General features: G+C 69.1%; 21 protein-coding genes and 1 tRNA gene. 7 read left to right on the forward strand and 15 right to left on the reverse strand.

The genetic code is table 11. From position 1 onward, the window contains the following. The first annotated feature begins 123 nt into the window (after positions 1-123). A complete protein-coding gene (locus tag A6A08_RS02330; protein ID WP_073700805.1) occupies positions 124-447 on the forward strand; it encodes a multidrug efflux SMR transporter in 324 nt (107 codons plus the stop codon). Between the two features lie 17 nt (positions 448-464). Beyond that, the gene (locus A6A08_RS02335; RefSeq protein ID WP_199866826.1) at positions 465-1,022 is read left to right on the forward strand and encodes a TetR/AcrR family transcriptional regulator; all 558 of its coding nucleotides are present in this window, start codon (positions 465-467) and stop codon (positions 1,020-1,022) included. Here A6A08_RS02335 and A6A08_RS02340 read toward each other — a convergent pair. Next, the gene (locus A6A08_RS02340; RefSeq protein ID WP_242422061.1) at positions 979-1,767 is read right to left on the reverse strand and encodes a helix-turn-helix transcriptional regulator; all 789 of its coding nucleotides are present in this window, start codon (positions 1,765-1,767) and stop codon (positions 979-981) included. The genes A6A08_RS02335 and A6A08_RS02340 overlap by 44 nt on opposite strands. 525 nt (positions 1,768-2,292) lie before the next feature. On the opposite strand from A6A08_RS02340, the gene A6A08_RS02345 reads away from it, so the two are divergent. After that, entirely contained in the window at positions 2,293-2,844 is a 552-nt protein-coding gene (locus tag A6A08_RS02345) for a TIGR03086 family metal-binding protein (protein ID WP_073700807.1), read from the forward strand. Between the two features lie 87 nt (positions 2,845-2,931). Here A6A08_RS02345 and A6A08_RS02350 read toward each other — a convergent pair whose 3' ends face one another. The 6 genes from A6A08_RS02350 to A6A08_RS02375 all read right to left on the reverse strand — a co-directional run bounded on the left by A6A08_RS02350 (position 2,932) and on the right by A6A08_RS02375 (position 13,070). Further along, a complete protein-coding gene (locus A6A08_RS02350; RefSeq protein ID WP_073700808.1) occupies positions 2,932-4,953 on the reverse strand; it encodes an AarF/ABC1/UbiB kinase family protein in 2,022 nt (673 codons plus the stop codon). A gap of 266 nt (positions 4,954-5,219) precedes the next feature. Continuing rightward, positions 5,220-6,755 (reverse strand): D-alanyl-D-alanine carboxypeptidase/D-alanyl-D-alanine-endopeptidase, encoded by a 1,536-nt coding sequence (gene dacB, locus A6A08_RS02355; protein WP_073701066.1) that lies wholly within the window; start codon positions 6,753-6,755, stop codon positions 5,220-5,222. A 404-nt stretch (positions 6,756-7,159) separates the two neighbouring features. Further along, positions 7,160-9,367: an ABC transporter ATP-binding protein gene (locus A6A08_RS02360; RefSeq protein WP_073700809.1), complete on the reverse strand. Its 2,208-nt coding sequence runs from the start codon at positions 9,365-9,367 to the stop codon at positions 7,160-7,162. Next, on the reverse strand, positions 9,364-10,284 hold the full coding sequence (locus A6A08_RS02365; protein ID WP_073700810.1) for an ABC transporter permease: 921 nt from the start codon (positions 10,282-10,284) through the stop codon (positions 9,364-9,366). Before A6A08_RS02365 ends, A6A08_RS02360 begins: the two co-directional genes overlap by 4 nt. Then, positions 10,277-11,287, reverse strand: coding sequence for an ABC transporter permease (locus A6A08_RS02370; protein WP_073700811.1), 1,011 nt, complete (start codon positions 11,285-11,287; stop codon positions 10,277-10,279). Before A6A08_RS02370 ends, A6A08_RS02365 begins: the two co-directional genes overlap by 8 nt. Positions 11,288-11,369: 82 nt before the next feature. Continuing rightward, complete coding sequence (locus A6A08_RS02375; RefSeq protein ID WP_073700812.1) at positions 11,370-13,070, reverse strand: ABC transporter family substrate-binding protein; 1,701 nt, start codon at positions 13,068-13,070, stop codon at positions 11,370-11,372. A gap of 663 nt (positions 13,071-13,733) precedes the next feature. Here A6A08_RS02375 and A6A08_RS02380 point away from each other — a divergent pair. Then, positions 13,734-14,207 (forward strand): hypothetical protein, encoded by a 474-nt coding sequence (locus tag A6A08_RS02380; RefSeq protein ID WP_073700813.1) that lies wholly within the window; start codon positions 13,734-13,736, stop codon positions 14,205-14,207. A gap of 191 nt (positions 14,208-14,398) precedes the next feature. Then, complete coding sequence (locus A6A08_RS02385) at positions 14,399-15,013, forward strand: rhomboid family intramembrane serine protease (RefSeq protein WP_073700814.1); 615 nt, start codon at positions 14,399-14,401, stop codon at positions 15,011-15,013. 283 nt (positions 15,014-15,296) lie between these two features. Here the strand turns inward: A6A08_RS02385 and A6A08_RS02390 are convergent, their stop codons facing one another. The 4 genes from A6A08_RS02390 to dcd form a co-directional block, all read right to left on the reverse strand. Beyond that, positions 15,297-16,238, reverse strand: a complete 942-nt coding sequence (locus tag A6A08_RS02390; RefSeq protein ID WP_073700815.1) for a glycine betaine ABC transporter substrate-binding protein — start codon at positions 16,236-16,238, stop codon at positions 15,297-15,299. A gap of 63 nt (positions 16,239-16,301) precedes the next feature. Next, complete coding sequence (locus tag A6A08_RS02395; RefSeq protein ID WP_073700816.1) at positions 16,302-17,525, reverse strand: proline/glycine betaine ABC transporter permease; 1,224 nt, start codon at positions 17,523-17,525, stop codon at positions 16,302-16,304. Beyond that, positions 17,522-18,520 (reverse strand): glycine betaine/L-proline ABC transporter ATP-binding protein, encoded by a 999-nt coding sequence (locus A6A08_RS02400; protein ID WP_073700817.1) that lies wholly within the window; start codon positions 18,518-18,520, stop codon positions 17,522-17,524. The genes A6A08_RS02395 and A6A08_RS02400 overlap by 4 nt, the downstream gene beginning before the upstream one ends. 423 nt (positions 18,521-18,943) lie before the next feature. After that, entirely contained in the window at positions 18,944-19,528 is a 585-nt protein-coding gene (gene dcd, locus A6A08_RS02405; RefSeq protein ID WP_073700818.1) for a dCTP deaminase, read from the reverse strand. 141 nt (positions 19,529-19,669) lie between these two features. Between dcd and A6A08_RS02410 the strand changes: the two genes are divergently transcribed. Continuing rightward, positions 19,670-19,740 (forward strand) — tRNA-Gly (locus A6A08_RS02410). Positions 19,741-19,916: 176 nt separating this feature from the next. On the opposite strand, the gene A6A08_RS02415 is transcribed toward A6A08_RS02410, so the two are convergent. Together A6A08_RS02415 and A6A08_RS27855 are read right to left on the reverse strand one after the other, a co-directional pair. After that, the gene (locus A6A08_RS02415) at positions 19,917-20,342 is read right to left on the reverse strand and encodes an integrase core domain-containing protein (protein WP_073700819.1); all 426 of its coding nucleotides are present in this window, start codon (positions 20,340-20,342) and stop codon (positions 19,917-19,919) included. A 196-nt stretch (positions 20,343-20,538) separates the two neighbouring features. Then, positions 20,539-20,688, reverse strand: a complete 150-nt coding sequence (locus A6A08_RS27855; RefSeq protein WP_158069247.1) for a hypothetical protein — start codon at positions 20,686-20,688, stop codon at positions 20,539-20,541. 103 nt (positions 20,689-20,791) lie between these two features. On the opposite strand from A6A08_RS27855, the gene A6A08_RS02420 reads away from it, so the two are divergent. Beyond that, positions 20,792-21,208, forward strand: a complete 417-nt coding sequence (locus A6A08_RS02420) for a hypothetical protein (RefSeq protein ID WP_073700820.1) — start codon at positions 20,792-20,794, stop codon at positions 21,206-21,208. Positions 21,209-21,613: 405 nt separating this feature from the next. Here the strand turns inward: A6A08_RS02420 and A6A08_RS02425 are convergent, their stop codons facing one another. Together A6A08_RS02425 and A6A08_RS02430 are read right to left on the reverse strand one after the other, a co-directional pair. Continuing rightward, on the reverse strand, positions 21,614-22,657 hold the full coding sequence (locus A6A08_RS02425) for a methyltransferase (protein WP_073700821.1): 1,044 nt from the start codon (positions 22,655-22,657) through the stop codon (positions 21,614-21,616). 73 nt (positions 22,658-22,730) lie between these two features. Then, positions 22,731-24,047, reverse strand: coding sequence for a peptide ligase PGM1-related protein (locus tag A6A08_RS02430; RefSeq protein WP_073700822.1), 1,317 nt, complete (start codon positions 24,045-24,047; stop codon positions 22,731-22,733). Positions 24,048-24,074 lie beyond the last annotated feature (27 nt).

The following is a 24,074-nucleotide window of genomic DNA, read 5'->3' on the forward strand; positions in this document are numbered from 1 at the left end:
GGGGGTATGCGGCAGTTTCCTTCGGGTATGAGATTACGGCCATCCATAACTTGCACCGCACCCCGGGGACCCCCTTGCCGTAGAATCTGGTGCGAACGCTCAGGTTTATTCGGGGAGGGTGCCATGTCATGGCTCTGGCTGGTCGGAGCGATCATCTCCGAGGTGGTCGGCACCACCTCGCTCAAACTCTCGGAGGGTTTCACCCGCCTGGTCCCCTCGGTCTTCGTCGTACTCGGGTACGTCGGGGCCTTCCTCATGCTCAGCCAGTCCCTCACCCGGGGCATGGAACTCGGAGTGGCCTACGGCGTGTGGGCGGCCGTGGGCATCGCGCTGGTCGCCGTGATCGGCACCATGCTCTTCGGCGAGTCGCTCACCTGGGTCCAGGTGGGCGGGATCGCCATGATCATCGCCGGGGTGATGGCCCTGGAGATGGGCGGGCGGCATTGAACGGCACCGATCCGGAGATGATCGCCGACGGCCGCAGGCGCAAGGGCGAGCGGCGGCGCCGACTGCTGCTGGACGCCGTCATGCGCGTGGTCGAGCGCGACGGCGTGGCCGCGGTCAGCCAGCGGCGCGTCGCCGCCGAGGCCGGCGTCGCGCCCAGCGCGGTCACCTACTACTACGCGGCCGTCGACGACCTGCTCGTGGACGCCCTCACCCGGGTCAACGACACCTACGTGGCCGCTCTGGCGACCCTGCCCGACGACGCGGACGCGGCCCTGCGCGCCCTCGCCGGAATGATCGCGGTGGGACCCGAGCGAGCCCACGTGATGGCCGAGTGCGAACTGTTCCTGCTCGCCGCGCGGCGCCCGGCCCTGCGCCCCCAGATCGAGCGGTGGAACCGGGCCGTGGACGCCTTCCTCGCGCCCCACGTGCCCGATCCGGACGACCGCGCGGGCGTGTGCGCCGCCGTCGACGGCCTGTTCGTGCGTGCCTGCACCGAACCGGGACTGACGGTCGAGGAGGTGTACCGGACGCTCAGTCGGCTGGTGTCGCGTAACGGCCGGGCGGCACTCCGATGACGGCGGTGAACTCCCTGGTCAGGTGGGACTGGTCGCTGAAGCCCAACTCGACGGCCAGACGCCCCCAGTCGGGCGGCGCGCCCCTCCTGGCCCGTTCCGCGGCCTCGTAGAGCCGGTAGCGGCGGATGACCGTCTTGGGGCCCAGGCCGACGTGGTCGGCGAAGCGGCGCTGGAGGAGGCGCACCCCGACCCCCTCACGCTCGGCGAGCCCGGACACGCTGACCGCCGAGAGGTCGGCGGCCACCCGCTCGACGATGTCCCGGGTGTCCTCAGCCGGATGGCGCCGCACGGGCAGCAGCCCGGTCAGGACACGATCCAGCTCGGCCATGAGCGCCAGGGGATCACCCAGCCGCACCACCGGGTCGAACACCTCCGGGGCGGGAAGCTCCGCGTCCACGATCCCGCTCATCGCCCGGCCGAGGAGGGGCCGAAAACCCGCGGGCCGGAACATCGCGCCCAGCGCCCAGCCCTCGCCCTCCAGCACGCGCGAGGTCACCTCGGTGGTGGGCCCGTGCACCGTCGCGGTACCGCCGGTGAGGACCAGGTTCACCACGGGGTGGGCCAGGACCCGCTGGGTGTACGGCTCGCAACCAGTCAGGTCCCATGAGGCGAGCCAGTAGCGGTCCACGAAGCGGGCGACACGCTCCGAGGGCGCGTAGCGGTCCAGCCGGAACCGGGTCAGCCCGGCCTCCGGGTCGAGGATGCCGCGCGCGTCCCTCTCCACTCCCGCAGAGTACGGTTCCACGGCCCCAGAGTAGTACCGCGCATGCCCCCGAGGGCCGGCGAAGCCGAAGGCGGTGCCCGGCCCCGAGGCTTGCGGCGGACCTCCGCCGGGCGCCGGTGGAGCCCGCGGTGGTGATCCGCCCCAGGGGACGGGGGCAGGGCCTCCTGCACGTCCCTGGTGCGGTGGCCGCGAAGGTGCGCCGGACCGGTCCCGCCCAGCGTGATCCTGTACCTCGAGCGAGTTCGGGCGCCCGAACTCGCTCGAGGTACAGGATCAACGGGCGTGGAGCCCCCTGCTCCACACCCGCGACGTTGACGGCCGGTCCATCGGCCACGCGCCCGTAGAGCCGGCCGGACCGACGCGCGACCACAGCTCGTTCGTCCGTGCCCGGGTGGGGAAGGTCGGGTCTTCGGGGCAGGGACTTCCTCCCGCCCGCCTGTGGGCTCAACGGGCACCCGTACGGTCTGTCGCGTTTGTTCAAGACGGGGCCTCGTGTGCGCACGAATAATGACGGGACACCGCGAACGACCCGAGGGGACACCGATCATGAGCGACATCTCCGCACGCTACGCCCGCCTGTCCGAGGACTTCGCCGCGACGGTGGCGGCCGTCCCCGCCGACCGCTGGTCGGCCGAGTCCCCCTGCGATGGGTGGAACGCCCGTGACGTGGTCCGCCACGTGGTGGACACCCAGGGCATGTTCCTCGGGCTGGTCGGCCGCGAACCGGGAGACATCCCGTCCGTGGACGAGGCCCCCCGCGCCGCCTGGGACGCCGCCCGCGCGGTGGTCCAGGCCGACCTGGACGACCCCGACCGCGCGAACACGGAGTTCGACGGGTTCTTCGGCCGCACCACGTTCGCCGAGGCCGTGGACCGCTTCCTCAACTTCGACCTGGTCGTGCACCGCTGGGACCTGGCCCGCGCCACCGGCCAGGGCGAGCGCCTGGACCCCGAGGACGTCACGTGGGCACACGGCGCCACCGCCGCCTTCGGGCCGCACATGCGCGCCGAGGGCGTCTGCGGGCCGGAGCTCACCCCGCCCGACGGCTCCGACGCCCAGACCCGCTTCCTCGCCTTCGTGGGCCGCCGCTCCTGGTGACTCCCTTCCCGGGACGGCGTCTCACCTTCGGATCCTCCCCGGACACCGTCCCACCTCCGCCCTCCGCCCCTCCCCCAAGACGGTGCCTCACCTTCGGCCCCTCCCCCTCCCCCGGTCACCGTCCTGGGAGATGCCCACCAGCAGCCGCAGGACCAGCAGCCCCGCCACCGCGAGCAGCAGCCAGGCGGAGGCGTTGAGCACCTGCGCACGCGCGGACATGTCCTGCCATCCCGTCTGCGGGCTCTCCGTGACGTTGAACAGTCCCACCGACATCAGCCCCGTGGCCACCGCCAGGACGGTGAGGATGGCCCGGTGCGCGAGCACTCTGACCAGGTGACGGTCCTCCGGGTGCGCGAACGGCCTCACCCGGACGGTGAACCTGCCCTTGTGCAGCTGGTCGGTGATCCGGTCGAGTCTGCGCGGCAGGCGGCGCAGCGTGGGCAGCATCGCCACCACCTCTCCCATCGCCAGGTCCTGCAGGCTCTCCCCGCTGAAGCGCTCCGACATACGCGCCTCGGCGAACCGCCTGGCCTCGGTGACCGTGTCGAACCCGGGTGACAGGTACACCAGCGTGCCCTCCAGGGTGGCCAGAGCCCGAAAGACCGCGGCCAGCTCGCCGGGCAGGGTGAGGCCGAACCGGGTGACGATGAGCAGCAGCTCGGTGAACATCCGCATGCTGGCGGCCATCCCCTGGTGCATGTAACGCGCCATGAACTGTCCCAGGGCGCGCCGCAACCGCTCCTCGTCCACGTCCGAGGGATCGGTGACCACGTCCAGCAGGGTGTCGGTGAGCAGCACCGCGTCCGTGCGGTCCAGGGCGAGCAGCATCAGCTGGAGGGACTCACGGGTCTGTCCGTCCAGGCGGCCCACCGACCCGTAGTCGAGCAGGCCCACTCCGCCGTCGTCGAGCAGCAGGATGTTGCCGGGGTGGGGGTCGGCGTGGAAGATCCCGCTGAGCATCACCTGTTCGAGCAGGCAGACCAACAGGGTGGTGGCCAGCTCGTGCCCGTCGGTGTCGGCCAGGCCGGCCTCTGCCCCGCCGACGGGGACGCCGTGCAGCCTCTCCATGACGAGCACGCACCTGGAGGTGTAGGCCTCGTACACCCTGGGGACCCGCACCGGCGAGTCGTGCGCGGCCTCGGCGACGGCGGCGATGTTGGCCGCCTCCACCTCGAAGTCCAGCTCCTCCCGGAGGGCCTCGGCGAACCCGTCCGCCAGGTCCACCACGCCGATCGCCGGGCCCCAGTCCGTGGAGGTGTCGAAGCGCAGCGCCAACCGCCGGATGATGTCGAGGTCGCGGTGCACGACCGGGCCGATCCCGGGTCTTTGGACCTTGACCACGACCTCCTCGTCTCCGTGCAGCCGTGCGGTGTGCGCCTGGGCGATGGACGCGGCGGCGAGGGGCTCGGCGGAGAAGTCCTCGAACACCTCGTCCAGCGGGCGGCCCAGTTCGCGCTCCACGACCCGGCGGATCTCGGCCGCGGGCACCGGTGCCACCTCGCTGTGCAGCCGCCCCAACTCCTCCACGAACGCCGGGGGCAGCAGGTCGCGCCGGGTGGCGAGCACCTGCCCGAGCTTGACGAACACCACCCCCGCCTCCTCCATGGAGCGGGCCAGCGACCGGGCCAGGCGGCGCTGGCCGGAGGTGTCCCCGCCGTCGTCCCTGCGACCGGTGACGTAACCCCACAACCCGTGCCTGGCGAGGATCCACGTGATCTGGCGGTACCGGCGCATCCGTCCGAACCAGTCCAGCACCGACCGGACCGCCTGGACCGGCCGCATCCGGGCACTCCGGGGGAAGGCGAGTTCCAGGGCGACGAAGACCAGCATCGCGGTGGCGGCCGTGAGCAGCAGCAGGAGCGAGAGGAAGCCCTGGGGCAGCGGCTCGCTCCCGGGCGCGGACTCCGCGAACCGCTGGAGGGAGCCGTAGTACAGGAGCGGGGCGGCGGGCCCGCCCAGCACCATGCCGAGGGCCCCGGCGAGCGCCAGCCGCGGGACGCTGAACGGGACGTCCATCATCCGGCTGGCCAGTACGCCCAGACCGAACAGCAGCCCGAGCAACACGAGCAGGGACAGGATCTGGGAGATTCCCTCGCCGATGTAGGACACGACCGGGCGCTCTCTTTCCGGGGGCCTCCGCACGGGCGGAGGAGGCGATCAGGGGGTACGGCGCGATCGGTGCAAAAGGGGGCGGCGCCGCCGTCTCCACGATGCCACCCCCGGAGCCCGTGAGGCGGAGCGGATCCGGTTTGTGGAAAACCCGGAAGGGCCACGGAGAGCGTCCCCGTGGCCCTTGCACCCGAAGGGTGGATCAGCGGTCCGGCGGCCCGGACCCGCGGCACGTACACACGCCGGCGCCCCCGCAGGTCAGCACGTCAGCAGGCCAGCTCCCAGGAGCACTCCATCTCCCCCGTGCCCTCCACGCGGGCACTCTGCGGACGGACGCCGGCCGCGGACCCGTGGCCCACGTACTCGGCCAGCCGGACGCTGATCGCGTCCTGCACGCCCCTGGGCGCCGGTCCGCTGTGGCCGTTGTTGACGATGCTGAACACCAGCTCGCCGCCGTCCGCCCCGGGCACGTACCCCGACAGGGCGCTCACCCCGGTCATGGTCCCGGTCTTGGCCGCCACGACGCCCGCGGCGGCGGTGCCTCCCATCCGGTACCTCAGGGTGCCGCCCACGAACGGGTCGCTCTCACCGGCCACCGGCAGGGACTCCCTCCAGGCCCCGTACCAGGAGGCCCCGCGCGAGCGCGTGAGCAGGTCCACGACCGTGTCGGCGGTGACCAGGTTGCCCCGGGACAGGCCGGAGCCGTCGTTGAGGACGAGGTCGGAGGTGTCCACGCCCAGCCCGGTCAGGGCGCTCTCCACACCGGCGAGCCCGGCGTCCCAGCTGCCCTCGTCCGCGACCTCCCTGCCGATGCTCTTGACGAGCATCTCCGCGTGCCCGTTGTTGCTGAACTTCATGAACGGGACGAGGATCTCTCCCAGTGTGGGGGACTCATGGTCGGCCAGGACCCTGGCGCCGGACCGCCCCTCGGGCGCGTCGCCGGACTCCACTCCGCCCACGACCCTGACCCCGTGCCGCTCCAGCGCCCGCTCGAAGAGGTGGCCGGCCAGCCCGGCGGGTTCGTGCACCGTGCGCAGGACGGACACGGGGGCGCCGTCCGCCGGCATCGTGCCGCTCACCGTGATGGTGTTGGTGCCCAGCACGCGGTCGACGGACAGGGTGCCACCGCTGCCCGGCGCGCCCGTGCGTGCCCGGTTGTCCAGCTCGGCGTACCCCTCGGCCGCGCCGAGGTCGACCTCGGGGGGCTTTCCCGCCTTCCCCGGTGAGACCACGACCTCCGTCACACCGGTGTCGTGGCGTTCTCCGTGGGCGACCGTGAGGGCGGAGATCTGCGCCGAGTAGGCGTACGGCTCGTCCTCGGGCCACCAGTCGTCCACGAGGCGATCGGAGTCGAACCAGGTGTCGTCGGCGTACACGCCTCCCCGCACGACCCTGACCCCGGAGGCCGCCACGTCCGCGGCCAGCCCGTCCAGGTCGTCCTCGGACAGGGTCGGGTCGCCGCCGCCGACCAGGTACAGGTTCTCCACGGACCGCCGGTGGCCGGGGCCCGCCTCGGCCATCACCTCGGTGGAGAAGGTGTGGTCGGCGCCCAGCACCTCCAGGGCGGCCGCGGCGGTGAACAGCTTCATGTTGGACGCGGGCAGCAGCTGCTCCGCGCCGTCGCGCGAGTAGAGCACCTCGCCGCTGTCGGGGTCGGTGACGACCACACCGGACACCGCGCCCTCCAGGGACGAGTGCCGCAGCAGGGTGTCGATATCCTCGCGCAGGTCGGCCAGGCGCTCCCCGGCCGCGTCCGTGTCCGCGTGGGCCGGGGACGCGCCCGGCGGCGCCACCGGCAGCAGCGGAATCGCGACGAGCGCGGCGGTGACCGCCCAGGCGGGGCCGCGACGGCCCTCGGAACGGCTTCCGGAACGGCTCCCGGAGCGCCGTCCGGACGCGGGGGCCCAGGGATTAACGGAGGTTCTCAACTCTTCGTCTCCTACCGGTGACAAACGGTAAAGGGCACCGAACCCTAACCTGTGCGGCACCCCCGGTTCCAGGACCTCCCGCGCGGGTCGCCGCCGAAGGGCGGCCGGGAGGCGGCGCGGCGGCCCCGGTGACGGGCGGGAACGCGTCCCGTTACGCGAGCACCGTGTCCGCTTCCGGCCAGCGCGCACGGCGGCGATGCGGCGCACACGGCGGCGGGCCGGCGCCGGGGCTCGCGCCCCCGCACCGGCCCGCCGGGTCCACCGCCGCACGGGGCGTGTCAGAACAGCTCGACCGCCCGCGAGTAGTGGCAGGCGTCCTGGTGGCCGGTCCCCCGGTCCAGCAGCTCCGGCGGCTCCTCCACGCACTTGACGCGCTCGTTCTCCGACAGCTCGTCGGCGAACTTCGGGCACCGGGTCCGGAACCGGCAGCCCGACGGCGGGTTCGCCGGGCTGGGCACGTCGCCGGTGACGACGATCCGCTCCCGCGTCCGCTCCTTGACCGGGTCCGGCAGCGGGATGGCCGAGATCAGCGCCTGCGTGTAGGGGTGCGCCGGCGCGCTGAACAGCTGGTCGGTCGTGCCCGTCTCCACGATCTTGCCGAGATACATCACGGCCACCCGGTCGGCGATGTGCTTGACCACCGACAGGTCGTGCGAGACGAACAGGTACGACAGGCCCAGGTCGTCCTGGAGGTCCTCCAGCAGGTTGATCACGCCCGCCTGGATGGACACGTCCAGGGCCGAGACCGGCTCGTCCAGGATGAGCACCTTGGGATTGAGCGCCAGCGCGCGGGCGATGCCGATGCGCTGCCGCTGCCCGCCCGAGAACTCGTGCGGGTAGCGCGAGCCGTGCTCGGAGTTGAGGCCCACCAGCTCCAGCAGCTCCCTGACCCGCTTCTTGGCGCCGCCGTTGCGCTCGCCGTGGATCCGCATCGGTTCGGCGATGATGTCCGAGACCGTCATGCGCGGGTCCAGGGAGGCGAACGGGTCCTGGAACACCAGCTGGAGGTCGCGGCGCAGCGGCCGCATCTGGCGCGGGGACATCGAGTGCAGCGCCTGCCCCTTGTAGCCGATCTCGCCCGACGTCTGCTTGATCAGCTGGAGCATGAGCCGCGCGGTGGTGGACTTCCCGCACCCGGACTCGCCGACCAGGGCGAGCGTCTCGTGCTCGTACAGGTCCAGGGAGATCCCCGAGACCGCCTGGACCTCGCCGATCCTCCTCTTGAGCAGGCCCTTGGAGCGGATGGGGAAGTGCTTCACGAGGTCCCTGACGGTCAGGATGGCCTCCCTGCCGCTCCCGTCGGCGGTGTCCGAGGAGCCGCCGACCTCGGCGAGCGCCTCCTCGGCCTGCCTCTCCTCCTCGTCCACGGCCTCGACGGTGTCGGCGTCCACCGCCGTCCCCTTGAACAGGTCGGTGGGCTGGGCGTTCTCCAGCTCCTCGCTGAAGTGGCAGGCCGCCGTGTGCGCGTCGGTGTCCTCCACCGGGACGCGGACCCGCTCCCCGTTCTCGTCGGTCGCCAACAGGCGCGGCTCCTCCTCGTGGCAGACGGAACGCGCCATCGGGCAGCGCGGCGCGAACGCGCACCCCCGGGGCAGGGCGAGCAGGGAGGGCGGGGTCCCCATGATGGGGGTGAGCCGCTCGCTCCGGTCCTCGTCCAGCCGGGGCAGCGACCCCAGCAGGCCCAGGGCGTAGGGCATCCGCGGCCGGTAGAAGACCTCCTCCACCGGCCCCATCTCCACCATGCGGCCGCCGTACATGACGCCGATCCGGTCGACGTGCCCGGCCACCACACCCAGGTCGTGGGTGATCAGCACCAGCGCGGCGCCCGTCTCCTTCCGCGCCGCCTCCAGGGCCTCCAGGACCTGTGCCTGGACGGTCACGTCCAGGGCCGTGGTCGGCTCGTCGGCGATGATGACGTCCGGCTCGTTGGCCATCGCGACGGCGATCACCACGCGCTGGCGCATACCGCCCGACAGCTCGTGCGGGTACTGCTTGAGCCGCTGCTCCGGGTTGGGGATGCCCACCAGCTCCAGCAGCTCCAGCGCGCGGGCCATCGCGGCCTTCTTGCCCACCTTGCGGTGCGCGAGCACGGCCTCGGCGATCTGGTAGCCGACCGTGTAGACGGGGTTGAGCGAGGTCAGCGGGTCCTGGAAGATCATCGCGATCTTGTTGCCGCGGACCTTGCTGATCTGCGCGTCCTTGAGTCCGACGATCTCCTGGCCCAGGACCTTCGCCGATCCCTCGACGCGGGCGTTCTTGGGCAGCAGTCCCATGATCGCCATGGAGGTCACGGACTTGCCCGATCCGGACTCGCCCACGATCCCCAGCGCCTCGCCCCGGCGCAGGACGTAGGACACCTCGCGCACGGCGGGCAGCGGCCCGTCGTCGGAGGGGAAGGTCACGCTGAGGTCCCGGACCTCCAGCACCACGTCGCCGGTTCCCGGTGGGACGGTCTCCTCGTTGCTCATGTGGTCAGTCGTGGTCATCGCCGCACCATGCTCTGTCGTGGGTCGAGGGCGTCGCGGAGCCCGTCGCCGATGAAGTTGATCGTCAGGCAGATCACCACCAGCAGTACACCCGGCGGGTAGAACAGCCAGGGCCGGGTGGAGGCCGCCGTGCGCGCGTCGCCGATCATCTGCCCGAGTGAGATGTCGGGCGGCTGGATGCCGAACTGGAGGAAGGACATACCCGCCTCCAGCAGGATCGCCACGGCGATCAGCAGGGTCGCCGCGACGATGATCGGTCCGGCCGCGTTGGGCAGCAGGTGGCGGACGATGATCCAGCTGGGCGAGGCCCCCGCGGCCCTCGCCGCCTCCACGAACTCCTGCTCGCGCAGGGACAGGACCACGCCGCGCACGACGCGGGCGATCTGCGCCCACGAGAAGAACCCGATGATGAGCGCGACCGCGTACCAGGTGGTGCCGGCCCGGGCGTTGCCCGCGATCGCGGCGACCATCACCAGCAGCGGCACGATCATGAACACGTCCACGACGCGCATCATGAGGGAGTCGACACGGCCCCCGTAGTAACCCGCGGTGGCGCCCCACAGGGAGCCGACGACGGTGCCCATGATCGACACCGTGAACGCGACCTTGAGCGTCTGCTGGGCTCCGCGCATGAGCTGGCCCAGGACGTCGTGCCCGGCGGTGGTGGTGCCGAGCGGGTGGTCGGCGCCCGGCGGCACGCTCGGCGGGATCTCCAGGTGGACGGTGTGGTCCCAGCGCCAGACGAACGGGCCGAGGAAGGCGGCCGCGATGATGGCGACCAAGACGACCAGGCTGATCATGGCGGCCCGGTGCCTGAGGAACCGGGACAGGATCATCTGGAGCTGGGTGCGCTCGACACCCCCGACGCTCTCGGCGTCGGCGCTCGGCGGCGCCGCGGGCGCCCTCTTCTCACTCATAGCGAATCCTCGGGTCGAGCACGCCGTACAGGAGGTCGGCGATGAGGTTGGCCAGGATGACCATGACACCGCTGAGCAGCAGCCACGCCATCAGCGCGTACGAGTCGTTCTTCTCGACCGCGGTGATGAAGAACTCGCCCAGGCCACGCCACTGGAAGACGCGCTCGGTCAGGACCGCGCCGTCGATGATCCCGGCGATGCCGACGGCGACCACCGTGGTCAGCGGGATGAGGGCCGTGCGCAGCGCGTGGCGCCGGATGACGACGCGGTTGGGCAGGCCCTTGGCCCGGGCCAGGCGGACGTAGTCGCTGTTGAGTACCTCGAGCATGGAGGTCCGCTGGTACCGGCTCCACGAGGCGAAGCTGGTCAGCATCAGCACGATCGTGGGCAGGGTCATGTAGGCGAAGGCGTTGGTGATCCTGCCCCACAGGTCCTCGCCCTGCGCCTGGTAGACGCCGTCGCCGATCGTGGCGAGGACCTGGTCGCCCACCAGGTCGTTGAAGGCGACTCCGGCCTGCTGCATGATGCCCGCGAACCAGAAGACGGGCATCGCCAGGGCCAGGAAGCCGATGAACGTGAGGGTGTAGTCGAGCTTGGAGTACTGGCGCATGGCGCTGACGACACCGGCCAGGATGGCCAGGCCCAGGGCGAAGACCATGGCCGCGCCCACCAGGCGCAGGGTGACCCCCAGCCGCTCGGCGATGTTCGCGCCGATGTCGTAGGAGTTGCTCTGCGTGGAGGGGCCGAACTCGCCCTGGAGCAGTCCGATGTCGCCGTTACCGCCGATGCCGGTGACCCAGAGCCAGTAGCGCTCGGGCATGGAGCGGTCCAGGTAGAGGCGCTCCTCCTGCAGTTGGATGACCGAGGGGTCCGGCGGGGGCTGCTGCATCCTGAGCTCGGTGAGGGGGTCTCCGGAGACGTCGATCAGGACGAAGGTGAGCACGGACGCGAGGATCAGGATGGGTATCGAGCCCAGGACGCGCCGCACCGTGTAAACGAGCATGGGTGTGATCCTTCAGGGGTGGACGAGGACCGGCCCGGACCCGGGAGGATGTCCCGGGCCCGGGCCATGGGCCTGTGCCGAGCTACTCGGCGATGTCCCACTCACCGATGTTGTAGGTGGCGCGGTAGCTGGACTGGAGGTTGTCCTCAACGTTGACGAGCCTGTCACTGGCGAAGAAGTAGTTGGGCTCGGCCACGATCGGCAGGACGTAGGCCTGCTGGACGACGGCCTCCACCGCGGCGTTGGCGTTCTCCGCAGCCTCGTCCAGGGAGGAGGCGGTGCCGGAGGCCTCGGCGTACTCGTCGATCTCCTCGTCGGAGAAGCCGCCGAAGTTGCTGGTGCTCTCGGAGTGCCAGAACTGCTCGGCGTTGGAGGCGAAGTAGGGGCTGCCGCTCCAGCCGAACTGGACGATGTCGTAGTCCTGCTCCCCGAGCATGGTGCCCAGGTCGTCGGTCATCTCGATGGTGGTCTCGACGCCGATCTCGGCGAGCTGGGCCTGGATCAGCTGCACGGAGTTGTTGCGGATGACGGTGTCGGTGCTGCGCAGGCGGAAGGGGCCGACCTGCTCGCCGTCGAGCATGAGGGTGTCGCCCTCCAGCTCGTATCCGGCCTCCTCCAGGATCTCCTTGGCGGCCTCGACGTCGCCGTCGCCCTGGGTGGTGTCGGAGAGGTGGTCCTCGTAGTACTCGCTGTCGCTGCCGAAGATGTGGTTGTTCTTCAGCTCGTAGTCGGGGTAGCCGGCCTCGAAGTTGCGGCTGGCGATCTCGTCGCGGTTGATCGCGGTGAAGACGGCCTTGCGCAGCTCCACGTCGGAGAGCCACTCGTTCTCGACGTTGATGTCGATGTGCTCCCAGATGTTGCCCTCGCCAACGCTGAGGGTGGCGTCGTCCATCTCCCGGATCTGGGTGATGACGTCCTCGCTGTACTGGGCGGGGTTGGCGCCGTGGATCTCGCCGTTCTGGAACGCGGGGACGAAGGTGCTCTCCTCCGTGTTGAACGGCATGATGATGCGGTCGAGCGCGGGCTGCGTCTCACCGAACCACTCGGGGTTGGGCTCCTTGACGACCTGGTTCTCCAGGTCGCCGTCCACGATCTGGTACGGGCCGCCGGACCACTCAGGGCGGGTCTCGTGCAGCCAGGTGTAGTACTCGCCCAGCTGGTCGGGGTCGTCGACGTCCCAGCCCTGCTCCTCGGCCAGGTGCGCCGGGTAGAAGCCGCCCGCCACGCTGTGCGCGTCGAACATGCCCCGCCACTCGGGGTCGGCCAGGCCCTCCTTCAGCTTGAAGGTGGCGGTCTTGCCGTCGACCTCGACCTCGTCGACCATGTCGGCCTGGGTGGTGCCGCGGGAGTCGCAGGTGGTGCAGTAGCCCTCGTCGGGGGACGCGGACATCATCATGGTGACCCGCAGGTCCTCGCCGGTCATCGGCGTGCCGTCGCTCCACACCGCGTCCTCGGCGAGGGTGAAGCTGTACTCGAACGGGCCCTCGTCGGGGTTGTCGTTGACGAGTGTGGGCTCCTCGGCGAGGACGTCCATGTTGTACTCGTACGTGGCGTCGGGCTGGTACTGCCCGGTGTGGGGGATGACGCCGGAGAGCATCTGGATCACGTAGACGCTGCCGCCGGCGCTACTGATGGCTCCCCACGCGGCGGGAAGGCTGTTGATCACCCATGTGACCTCCTTCTCGCCCTCTTCACCGCCGCCACCGCCGGAACAGGCGGTCAGCGCCATCAGCGCGGAGGTACCCGCCGCCGCGAGCGCGAGCGTCTTCCTTCGTTTGTGCATCAGTTACACCCTTGATCACTAATACGAGCCGGACCCTGGGTTTGTGTGGTTCGCACACGCCCCGCAGAACTTAGGCGATTAGTCGATCAGAAGACCATTGAGCGAAATGTCTGTATAGCCCCACTGCCGGATTCGTGACCCATCCGCAACCGGTTCGCGCTCATCGCCCCGTGCCGCCGACACACATCCCCACCCCCATGGAAACACGGGTGTTACCGCAGATCAGAGCCCGGATCCCTGCCATGCCCCGCACTCCCCGATTCGGACGAGCCGGAAATGCATTGAGGATCGCTTCCTTTGGTCAACAGTGTTTATGGTAAAGTAAACGTTGTTTAACTACGCATTCACGCCACGTGACTACACAGAGAAAAGCGGACAAACCACCACAAAGCTCACATATAACGCGTAAGCTCCGAGCCGGGGCCCCCGGCACCTCCACGACCACCCCTCGGCGCACTTCGACGTGCGATTCGTAGGATGACCCGATGATAATCAGATAGATCCGACAAAGAGAACGATCTACACGGAAGCACGCAGATCCGCGCTGAAGTCTGCACATCCAGCTGTCCGAAACCACCGTCCGCGTACCACCGGAGCAGATAAGGTTTCGTACGGCGATCGCCGTCATCCCACACGCAGCATCCAGCGAGAGAGGCCTCTGCCGTGTCCGAAACAGTTCGCCTGGTCTGCCCCGCGGGCCGCAAGCACGTGGAACTGTGGGCTGGTTACGCTCTGGTGGCGCTGGGCGCCGTGGCGGTCGCGGTCGACCCCTCACACTGGGCCAACATCATCCTCGGCGTCCTCCTGGCCCTCATCGGCGCCGGGCTGGCCGTGCACGGCCACATGATCAAGTCGCCCGTGCTGGAGGTCTCCGACGGGGAGTTCCGCTACGAGCGCGGCCGCTACATCGTGCGCGTCCCCTTCCACGACATCGGCTCCTACCACGTCCTGCCGGGCCGCATCCGCTCGCTCGGGCTGTGCGACACCGCCGGACGGCCCAAGCGCTTCCCCTCGCTGCAGAGCCGCCGCACCTCGCGCGCGTACCTGCCGCTGACCGGGCTGACCAGCCCGGCCAAGGTCGAGTCCTTCATGGCGGTGGCGGGCATCCCGCCGCGCAAACGCTCCCTGACCTCCTGAGGAACCGCGCCCCGGGAGCCCTTCCCGTCACCCGGCGGTCCCCAGGCCCATCCGCTCCGCCAGACCCGTGCCCGCGGTGCCGCCGGAACCGGACGAGCGCGATCAGGGCGACTTCGGGCACATCGGACAATTACGCACCACACGCCCCACGGACATACCACCGCAAGCCCGTGTCCTCTACTCTCGATGGGGTGAAGCAGTCCAGAATCACCGCCATCCTGACCGTAGCGGGGATGCTCGCGGCCATGTGGGTCATCGAGATCCTCGACAGCGTCCTGCTCCTGGGAACGCTCGACCAGCGGTTCGGCCTGCGCGCCTGGCACTTCCAGGAGCCCTGGACCGTGTTCACCGCACCGTTCATGCACGGCAACCTCGAACACCTCATCGGCAACTCGCTGCCGTTCCTCGTCCTGGGCGCGCTCGTCGCGTTCAGCGGTCTGGGGCGGCTCCTGCTCACCACGCTGATCATCGTCGTCGTCAGCGGTGTGGGCGTGTGGCTGTTCAGCTCGCCGACCTCCCTCACCGTGGGAGCGAGCGGGCTGGTCTTCGGCTACTTCGGCTACACCGTCCTGCGCGGCATCATCGAGCGCAAGACCGTCGACATCGTCATCATGATCTGCGTGATCCTCTTCTACGGGACGATGATCTGGGGGGTCCTGCCCCAGTACCCCGGCGTCTCCTGGCAGGCGCACCTCTTCGGCTTCATCGGCGGCCTGCTCGCCGCGTACCTGCTCCCCAAGCGCGAGAGGAGCAGGCAGCTCAACCAGGGCTACGGAGGCGCCCAGGGCGGCTACTACGCCCCCTGAGGCCGACTCCGCCGCCCCGGTCCGCACACACGAACGGGCTGCTCCCCGGAGAGGGAGCAGCCCGTCGGTGTTCACACGGGCTCCGGATCCGGCTCGGAGCGGGGCCCCGAGGCGGGCAGAGCCTGGCGTCGGCGGGATTCTGGAGGGGCCGGAGGCGGGTTCGCGAGGAACGAGCCAACCCGCCGGAGGCCCCGAAGGCTCCCGCCTTCAAGACGCCCGGCTCCGGGTGAAGCGGAGCGGAGCCCCAAGGCGGGCAGAGCCTCCGGAAAGACAGCCAGGGCCTCTAGAACTCCAGGCCCTCGGCGTCCTCGCCCAGGGTGCGCTCCAGGAACTCGGGGTTGTCCGCGAGCCAGACGCGGGCGCCCTCCTTGGGGTCGTCCTTGTACTCGCTGTCGTCCGACACGGTCAGGGCCTCCAGGGTGGCCAGCTCCTCGTCGGTCATCTCGAAGCCCTCGAGCCAGCCCGACAGGTCCGGGTAGTCCTCGGTGAAGCCCTCACGGCCGACGGCGTGGATGCTCTCCGCCTCGCCCATGAGGCCCTCGGGGTCCTCCAGGTCCTTCAGGTCGTGCTTGGCGTAGGCCGGGTGCGGACGCCACAGGGTGACCACGATGGGCTCCTCCTCGGCGATCGCCGAGTCCAGCTCGGCGAGCATCGCGGCGGTGGAGGACTCGACCAGCTCGAAGTCGCCGTCCAGCCCGTAGCCCGGCAGCGCCTCCTCCTTGGTCACACGGGTCAGGCCGGCGCCCGGGTCGATGCCGACGACCCGGCCGTCCAGCTCCTCGACGTGGTCGGCCAGGTCGGGGATGCTGTTCACGTCCTCCATGTAGGAGGGCACCGTGATGGTCAGCTTGGCGTTGTCGTACCAGGAGCCGAGGTCCTCGAGCTGGTCCCCGTAGTCCTCCCAGTAGTCGGCGTGGGTGGTCGGCAGCCAGGTGTCGAGGAACAGGTCCACGTCACCGTTGGCGGCGCCCTGGTACATCGGGGCGACGTCGACGTCGGTGATCGTGACGTCGTAGCCCTTCTCCTCCAGGATGGCCTCCCACATGTGCGTGGTGGCGATCCCCTCCTCCCAGGCGATCAGCGCGATGTTGATCGCCTTGGCGTCCTCGCCGCCGTCCTCGGGACCGGTCAGGTCCTCGCTGCTGCCGCCGCCGCAGGCGGTCAGGAGGAGTGCGGCGCTCATTCCGGCCGCGGAGAGGGCCGTCATGCGCTTGCGGCTGTACATCGTGGGATTCCTTCCCTCGGGGAACTTCTGTGTGCGGGGCCTTGGTGTGCGTACGCGCCCGGGTCAGGCGGCCGAGGCGCGCGGACCGTTGCGGGTGACGGCCGCGGTGAGGCGGTCCAGGAAGATCGCCAGGATGACCACGGCGATACCGGCCTCGAAGCCGAGGGCACCGTCGTTGCGGGTGATGCCCTGGTAGACCTCGCTGCCCAGGCCCCCGGCGCCGACCATGCCCGCGATGACGACCATGGACAGGCCCAGCATGATGACCTGGTTGACGCCGGCCATGATGGTCGGCAGGGCCAGCGGCAGCTGAATACCGGTGAGGATCCTGCCGCTGGAGGCGCCGAAGGACTCGCCCGCCTCCACCAGCTCCCGGTCGATCTGGCGGATGCCCAGCTCGGTCAGGCGCACGCCGGGCGGCATCGCGAACACGATGGTGGCGACCACGCCCGGCACGGCGCCGATGGAGAAGAAGAAGATCGCCGGGATCAGGTAGACGAACGCGGGCAGCGTCTGCATCAGGTCCAGGACCGGCTTGGCGAGCTTGCTGACCAGGTCGCTGTAGGCGGCCAGGACACCGATCGGGATCGCGATGGCCACGGCGATGGCGCTGGCCACGAGCACGAGGCCGAGCGTGTCCATGGCGTTGGTCCACTGGTCGACCGACGCCACCAGGGTGAGCGCGACGAGGCCGAACAGGCCCATCCGCCACCCGGCCACCGAGAACGCCAGGAGGCTCAGCAGCAGAATCATCACCAGCGCCCTGGGAGCCGTGACCAGCATGGGGAGGACGAGCCAGCCGAGCAGGACCAGCACCAGCCAGCCGCCGGCGACGACGCCGGTGCGGACGCGGGTGCCCCTGTCGAGCGCTCCCAGCACGGTGACGGCCACCAGGAAGAGCAGCGAGATGCAGAAGTAGGCGTCCACGTACTGCTGGTCGAACAGGTTCATCGCCCACAGGAAGAGCTGCGGCGGCAGGCTGTTGACGATGGTGTTGCCGAACGCGAACTGCGCGTGCAGGACGTAGAGCACCGAGACCACGGCGACGATGGCCACCAGCGGCAGGCGCCGGGACCGCAGCAGCGGGACGGCGATGATCACGGCGGCGATGAAGGCGAGCTGTCCGGCCGCCGGATCGGTGAAGAACCCCGACAGGGCCTCCACCGCCCAGCGGATGAACACGGCGATGGCCTCGAAGACGGGGCCGAAGTTGCTCTTGAGCCAGGAGTTGAGGGCATCGAAGCCCGCACCGATCGGCAGGGTCGGCGGGAAGTCGACGGGTGTCACGGCGTCTCCTTTCCGGCCGCGAGCGCGGCGAGCACCGAGTTGCGCGTCACCGTGCCCAGCACGCTGCCGTCCTCGTCGACCACGCGGAGGCGGTCGGAGGCGGCCGCGCTGGCGTACAGGTCGGCGACCGGGGTGTCGGCGTCGACCCGGGGCGCGGACGGGTCGGCCGCGGGGGCGTCCGGGTCGATCACCGAGGCGGCGGTGAGCACACGGGTGCGGTCGACGTCCTCGATGAACCGTTCGACGTAGTCGTTGGCGGGTTCGCTGAGGATCTCCTGCGCGGTGCCCACCTGGGCGACGCGGCCGTCGCGGAGCACGCAGATCCGGTCGCCGATGCGCATGGCCTCGTTGAGGTCGTGCGTGATGAACACGATGGTCTTGCCCAGGCTCGCCTGGAGCTCCAGGAGCTGGGTCTGCATGTCCCGCCGGATGAGCGGGTCCAGGGCGCTGAAGGCCTCGTCCATGAGGATGATGTCGGTGTCGGCGGCCAGTGCCCTGGCCAGGCCCACACGCTGCTGCATACCTCCGGAGAGCTGCTGGGGGAGCTTGTCCTCCCAGCCGTCGAGCCCCACCAGTCCGAGGGTCTCCTTGGCCCTGCGGGCGCGTTCCGCACGCGGTACGCCGCGCAGCTCCAGTCCGTAGGCGGCGTTCTCCAGGACCGTGCGGTGGGGCAGGAGGGCGAAGTGCTGGAAGACCATGCTGATCTTCTCGCCCCGCAGCTTCAGGAGTTTCTTCCTGTCGAGGGCGGTGATGTCCACGCCGTCGACCTCGACCGTTCCCGCGGTGGGTTCCAGGAGGCCGTTGAGCATCCGGATCAGGGTTGACTTCCCCGATCCGGACAGGCCCATGACGACGAAGATTTCGCCTGGTTCGACCTCGAACGACACGTCGATGACGGCGGCCGTCACGTCGAGGTCGGCGATGGTGTCACGGTGGCTGCCGTCGGAGAGCCGCTCGACGGCGGCTCCCGACTGTCTGCCGAACACCTTGTACAAGTGGTCTGCGCGTACTGCTGGCACGGTCTCCTCATGAGGGCTGTCCCGGCCGCGAGGCGCGCGGGGCACAGTCCGCCCCTTCGCCGACCCGCGGTTGTCACAGGTAGTCGGCCTGCGCAGAGCCCCCTTGCGCGCCCCTCACCGGGGCGGAACCGCTACCTGGTTCACGTCGGGGCGAACCTTACCGAGGTACGTACACACAGTTCAGGCGCTGTATAACCGGCAAATAACATGTTTAACCCGCATAAAAACCGTCCGTCGACCTGTGGCAGCGGATGTCGGCCCCACGAAGCGCCGATATGTGATCTATGCCACAGGGAGGGAGGGAGTGACCTTCGCCACATAAAGAAGACATACGGGTCATGCGACAGAAAGTGCCGATTCATGACCGTACCGTAAACGGCTTTTCCTGTCTTCCCCCGACTACTCCGGGTTGATCCGGGTGCGGATGAAGTTCTGGTGGGACCTGGACGGCGTCGGTCCGCGCTGTCCCTGGTAGCGGGACCCGTAGCCCGCGGAGCCGTAGGGGTGCTCGGCCGGGGAGGAGAGGCGGAACATGCACAGCTGGCCGATCTTCATGCCCGGGTAGAGCTTGATCGGCAGGGTGGCCACGTTGGAGAGTTCGAGCGTGACGTGCCCGGAGAAGCCCGGGTCGATGAACCCGGCGGTGGAGTGGGTGAGCAGTCCCAGGCGCCCCAGGGAGCTCTTGCCCTCCAGCCGGCTGGCGATGTCGTCCGGAAGGGTGACGACCTCGTAGGTGGACGCCAGCACGAACTCGCCCGGGTGCAGGATGAAGGCGTCCTCGCCGTCGGTCTCGACCAGCCGGGTGAGGTCCGGCTGCTCGGCCGAGGGGTCGATGTGCGGGTACTTGTGGTTCTCGAACACCCGGAAGAAGCGGTCCAGCCGTACGTCGATGCTGGAGGGTTGGACGAGTCCGGGGTCGAAGGGGTCGATCCTGACCCGCCCGGCGTCGATTTCTGACCTGAGATCACGATCGGAGAGCAGCACGCTCCGAACCTATCGTCTGGGGACAACGCTACGTAGTCGCGAGTCCCCCGTACGGATGTGGTCAGCGCCGAGTTGCCCACGGGGTCCGGAGTTGGGCTAGGATGACATGCGTTGCCAGCCGGTACTCCCGGCGGGTGCGACGCGGATGTAGTTCAATGGTAGAACTTCAGCTTCCCAAGCTGATAACGCGGGTTCGATTCCCGTCATCCGCTCCGTTCGAAAGACGGCCCCTGGCCTGCGAGGATCGCTCGCACGCCAGGGGCCGTCTTCGCGTTGGGGGTGCGCCAGCGGGTGCACGGGACTCCGGATGACGCGCGCGTCTCCCGTCATACACCCCGGTCCGGAGGTCGGAATGCCTCAGGTCCAATCGGGCACGGACCAGTGATCGTCAGGCCGCTTCACGCAGGTCAGAGCCGTGCTGTACAGCAGGTACGGTCTCTAGTCCGTCTGGCTCGTTGATCCACGCGGCCTCGGAAAGCCCGGGAAACACAGGCCTGTGGGTGAACCGCCAGGGGTTGGCCGCCCGGAGGGCCTCGATGGTCTGCGCGCGCTTGTCCTGAATCGCATGCGTGGCACCGGCATGCACCATGAAAGGGGTATGTAGCCCGATTCCGGAGTGGTAGTGCTCGTGGTTGTAGTACTGGAAGGATCTCCGGCAGAACCTGCGGGCGCCCTGGATAGACCCGAACCGGTCGGGAAATTCCGGGCAGTACTTGAGCGTCTTGGACTGCGCTTCGCTGCAGGGGTTGCCGTTACCGGTCTTCGGCCTGGAGTGAGATTTGGTGATGCCGAGCATGGACAACAGCTCGGCCACCGGCTGCGAGGGCGTCGCGGTACCGTGGTCAGAACGGATCGCCTTGGCCGCGATGGAGTTTTCGATGAGCTACTCGGCGATCTCCCCGGATTCTCGGGTATGGGCCTCCCCGTGCACCACGCACCGGCGGTAGATATCAATCATGACGTACAGGTCGAAGAACGTGCCCGGGCCGGGTCCGCGCAGTTTCGTGATGTCATGGCTCCAGACCTGGTTCGGGACGTGTGGCCACCAGCTTGGTCTTGGGCGGGTGGGTGGCTTGGGCGCACCGCTCCTGGCGCTGGTCGCGTTCGCGCAGCAGGCGGTACATCGTGGAGACCGAGCACAGGTAGATGCCCTCGTCCAACAGGACCGCCCACACCTGTCGGGGTGCTTGTCCCGGAACCTCGGGCCGTTGAGGACCTCAATAACCTGCTCGTGTTCTTCGGGTCCTAGCCGGTTCGCGGGAGGTGTCCTGGCTGGCTCTTGCGGGGTGGGTCGTTGCCATCAATGGCGACCGCGGACTGGCCTATAGGGGCGCCCCGGAGACCGGAGAGCCGACGGGCGGTATCAAGCACGATCACCACGTCTGGCATAGCGACAAGGTGAGGGCTCTGGTCGCCAGCCAAGGCAGTCAAGTGACGTTCTTCTGCGGCGGCTCCAGGAACTTCCCCAAGTTCGTGGGCCTCTTCGACGGCGTCTTCGTCCTCGAGGCCGACCTCGAGACGTTGAGGCGGCGGCTTGACGAGCAACCGGACGACGAGCGGGGCGGGAAGCAGTCGGAACGAGACCTCATCGTGCGCCTGCACCAGACGAAGGGAGGCATGACATTCCGAAGGACGGTACCGTCATCGACGCCACCCAACCGCTCTCGCGCGCGCTGTTGACGAGAGCATCCGCCGAGCCGGGCAGTAGAGACCTCTCGTGTTGCGGGCGCCGAGTCACCACCCGAGCCAGCGACTCCTCGACCCGGGTCGCGCGTCACCGGCGCGGTCCGGGCGCAGCCCGGCACGCGGCACGAGGGTGTCCAGGAATCCCTGTCGGGCCCGTCATGACGATGTGGGGGTGGCCGAACCCGCATGCCGCGAGGCGGCCGCGAACACACCGGTGGCGGGTACGATACGTGCTCAGGCCTGGTCGTCATCGGCCTTGTGGCCGGCCGGGTCTTGCCGGACCACTTGCGGGGGACCAGGACGCGGCGGCCCTACGGAGGTAAGGCCGCGCGCTCGTCTGAACCGGGGTTCTGTAGCGCATACGGCAAGACCCGAACCTGCGGCCACTGGATTGGAAGTCTACGGCTTCATGCCTATCTGAAGTCCGTGCTCGTACGGTAGTCCAGACCAGGAACGGGTCCGGGCGAACCCTGCTTCCTCCAACCAGCGCAGGTAGTCGGCAGCCGGGTAGGCCATCCCCTCGCCGCTCGCCAGGACGTTCAGGTACAGCGACAACCGCGCCGAGATCACGCCTGCGGTCTCGTCGTCCGTCGCGTTGTAGCCGTAGAGCACCACACTGCCGCCCGAGGGCAGGGCATCGAAGGCCTTGGCCAGCAAGGCGCGGATCCGCTCCTCGGAGAAGACCTCGAGGACGTGGCTGAAGAGGATGGCGTCATATCCTCCGGGCAGGTCCGACCCGAAGAGGTCTCCGGGGTGGAAGGCCATCCTGTCCGCGACCCCCTCCGGGAGGTCTTCCCGTGCCTGCCTGAGCACACTCGGCAGATCGAATACTCCGGCCACGGCGTCCGGATAACGCTCCAGGAAACGGATCGCCGTCGTCCCCGCACCGCCGCCCACATCGAGAAGCTTCCGGACGCCAGACAGTGCGGAGCTCTCAATCAGACTGTCCATCGAGCGGAGTGTGAAGGCGGACATGGCAGTGTGGAACACCGCCTCCGTTTCGGGATCCTCCGAGAGCCGCTCGTACAGTGAACCGCTGGTTCCGCCGTACGCAGCCAGGGCGGCCTCATTGGTGCCCTGGCTCAGCCCAGCGGTCATGTGGGCGAACGCCGGGTAGTAGATTCGCTGCCATCCGATGAGAATATGACGCCAGCTGTCCGGAGCGGCGGACGCCAGGTTATCCTGGGCGAACTCCGAGTTCCGGTAACGACCGCCCACCCGTTCCACCAGCTCGGTCGAGCACAGCGCGAACATCAGGATACGCAGTTTGTGGCGGGGTATACCGACGAACCGCTGGACGTCGTCCGCTGTCGCGTCCGGGCTCTTGGCGAGAAAGTCGAACACGCCGAGTTCGAGCCCGCTCACAACAGCATTGAATAGAGCCGGACCATTGGCGATAAGCTGGAACCGTTCGGCGACGCGGTCGTTCCTGTTATCGGACATGGATCGCCTTCCTTTTGCGATGTGTGGTGCGGAACAGAGGTGATTGGTTCGGCCCCTGCTGATCGGATGGGGATCACCACGCCGCGAACAGGTGGGTCACCCGCTCCCGTATCTCCTGCGCCCGCTCGACATCCTCGGCGACGACGCAGTATGTGACGTCGCGGTCCACGGGGTGCACGTCATTGGCGATGACGACCCCTGTCCGACTGCCCGGGTCGTAGTGGAGGTGGTGATCGCGCAACAACGCGACAGCCCCGGTGACCGAGGGAACCCGCAGCCCGACGACCTCCATGAGGGTCCTGTGGCCCGGATAGGCGTCCCCCACGATCCGCCGCCCGACGCTCGCGTAGATGTGGGTGGACCCTGTGACCCTGCCGTTGGCCTCCGTGAAGAGCGTGCGTCCCTCCGGGGTGATGATCGCGTCCATGCTCACGAAGCCGCGGTACCCGATGCCCCGGAGCAAGTCGCTCATGCGCCGCGCATCGGAGACCAGCCGGTCGCGTATCGACGAGTCCAGGGTGCGGATCGGAAGCACCTGGCCGACGGGGGACGGCGCGTAGAGGAGCTCCCCTTCCCCGGTCAGCTCCACGCAGGAGTCGCTGAGCAGGAACTCCGCGAATACCGATGCGGAGTCAGGGTGGTAGCGCTCGACGACCAGTCTGTGGCGCCCACCGGTCGTCAACCGGTTCCACTCCCGGGCGAAATGTTCCTCGACGGAAGGCGCGTCGGGCAGGACCAGGGTCTTCGGCGCGCCCCGGGACATGATCCCCTCCTTTTGAGTGAGGATCTCGTTGCCCTTGCTCGCTTGCCGGAACTCGTGTTTGGTCATGACCGGGTGCCCCGAGGCGAAAAGCCTGAGCGCCTCGTTCCCGGCAGCCTCTGGAGTCGAGCACACGGCCCCGTCCGCGACGGGGACGCCTGCGCCGGCCGCCAGCGCCCTGAACGCGGCCTTGCTGTTGACCAGGGCACCACCGCCCTGCCGGATGAAGTCCCCTCCCGCCACCGAGACCCCGACACCCAGGTCGGCGGCGAGTTCAGCGACCACGGGGTCGGGGTAAAGCATCACGACCTCGTCAACGGAGCGTTCCGCGAGCAGCCGCCCGAGTTCCGAGCGCAGAGAGGTGGCGGCGAGACGGATCGGCGTCAGTGCCTCGTAGGGCGCCCCGGAACCTGGAGGGATCACCGTGCGCAGTGTGCGCGGGTCCACCCCGGTGAGCGAGGTCACGTATTCCACGAATCCGGAAGAGGGCGGAGCCGGTAACAGTAGGACGTCTCCGTCCCGGGCCAGGAAGTGGACGCGCTGGGCCGACCAGCACGCGGTCACCTCACGCTCAACCCCGGACTCTTCCACTTCCTCGGTGAAGTCGTTCCCGATCAGGAGACGAGGCATTCGATCGTCCGTTCTGTGTTGTAGGTG

The sequence above is a fragment of the Nocardiopsis sp. TSRI0078 genome, assembly GCF_001905145.1.
GTDB lineage: Bacteria > Actinomycetota > Actinomycetes > Streptosporangiales > Streptosporangiaceae > Nocardiopsis.

Excerpts from the sequence above, each read along its gene's own strand:
- A6A08_RS02330 (WP_073700805.1), top strand. The coding sequence starts at position 124 with ATGTCATGGCTCTGGCTGGTCGGAGCGATCATCTCCGAGGTGGTCGGC.
- A6A08_RS02335 (WP_199866826.1), top strand. The coding sequence starts at position 465 with ATGATCGCCGACGGCCGCAGGCGCAAGGGCGAGCGGCGGCGCCGACTG.
- A6A08_RS02345 (WP_073700807.1), top strand. The coding sequence starts at position 2,293 with ATGAGCGACATCTCCGCACGCTACGCCCGCCTGTCCGAGGACTTCGCC.
- A6A08_RS02360 (WP_073700809.1), bottom strand. The coding sequence starts at position 9,367 with ATGACCACGACTGACCACATGAGCAACGAGGAGACCGTCCCACCGGGA.
- A6A08_RS02365 (WP_073700810.1), bottom strand. The coding sequence starts at position 10,284 with ATGAGTGAGAAGAGGGCGCCCGCGGCGCCGCCGAGCGCCGACGCCGAG.
- A6A08_RS02370 (WP_073700811.1), bottom strand. The coding sequence starts at position 11,287 with ATGCTCGTTTACACGGTGCGGCGCGTCCTGGGCTCGATACCCATCCTG.
- A6A08_RS02375 (WP_073700812.1), bottom strand. The coding sequence starts at position 13,070 with ATGCACAAACGAAGGAAGACGCTCGCGCTCGCGGCGGCGGGTACCTCC.
- A6A08_RS02390 (WP_073700815.1), bottom strand. The coding sequence starts at position 16,238 with ATGTACAGCCGCAAGCGCATGACGGCCCTCTCCGCGGCCGGAATGAGC.
- A6A08_RS02425 (WP_073700821.1), bottom strand. The coding sequence starts at position 22,657 with ATGTCCGATAACAGGAACGACCGCGTCGCCGAACGGTTCCAGCTTATC.
- A6A08_RS02430 (WP_073700822.1), bottom strand. The coding sequence starts at position 24,047 with ATGCCTCGTCTCCTGATCGGGAACGACTTCACCGAGGAAGTGGAAGAG.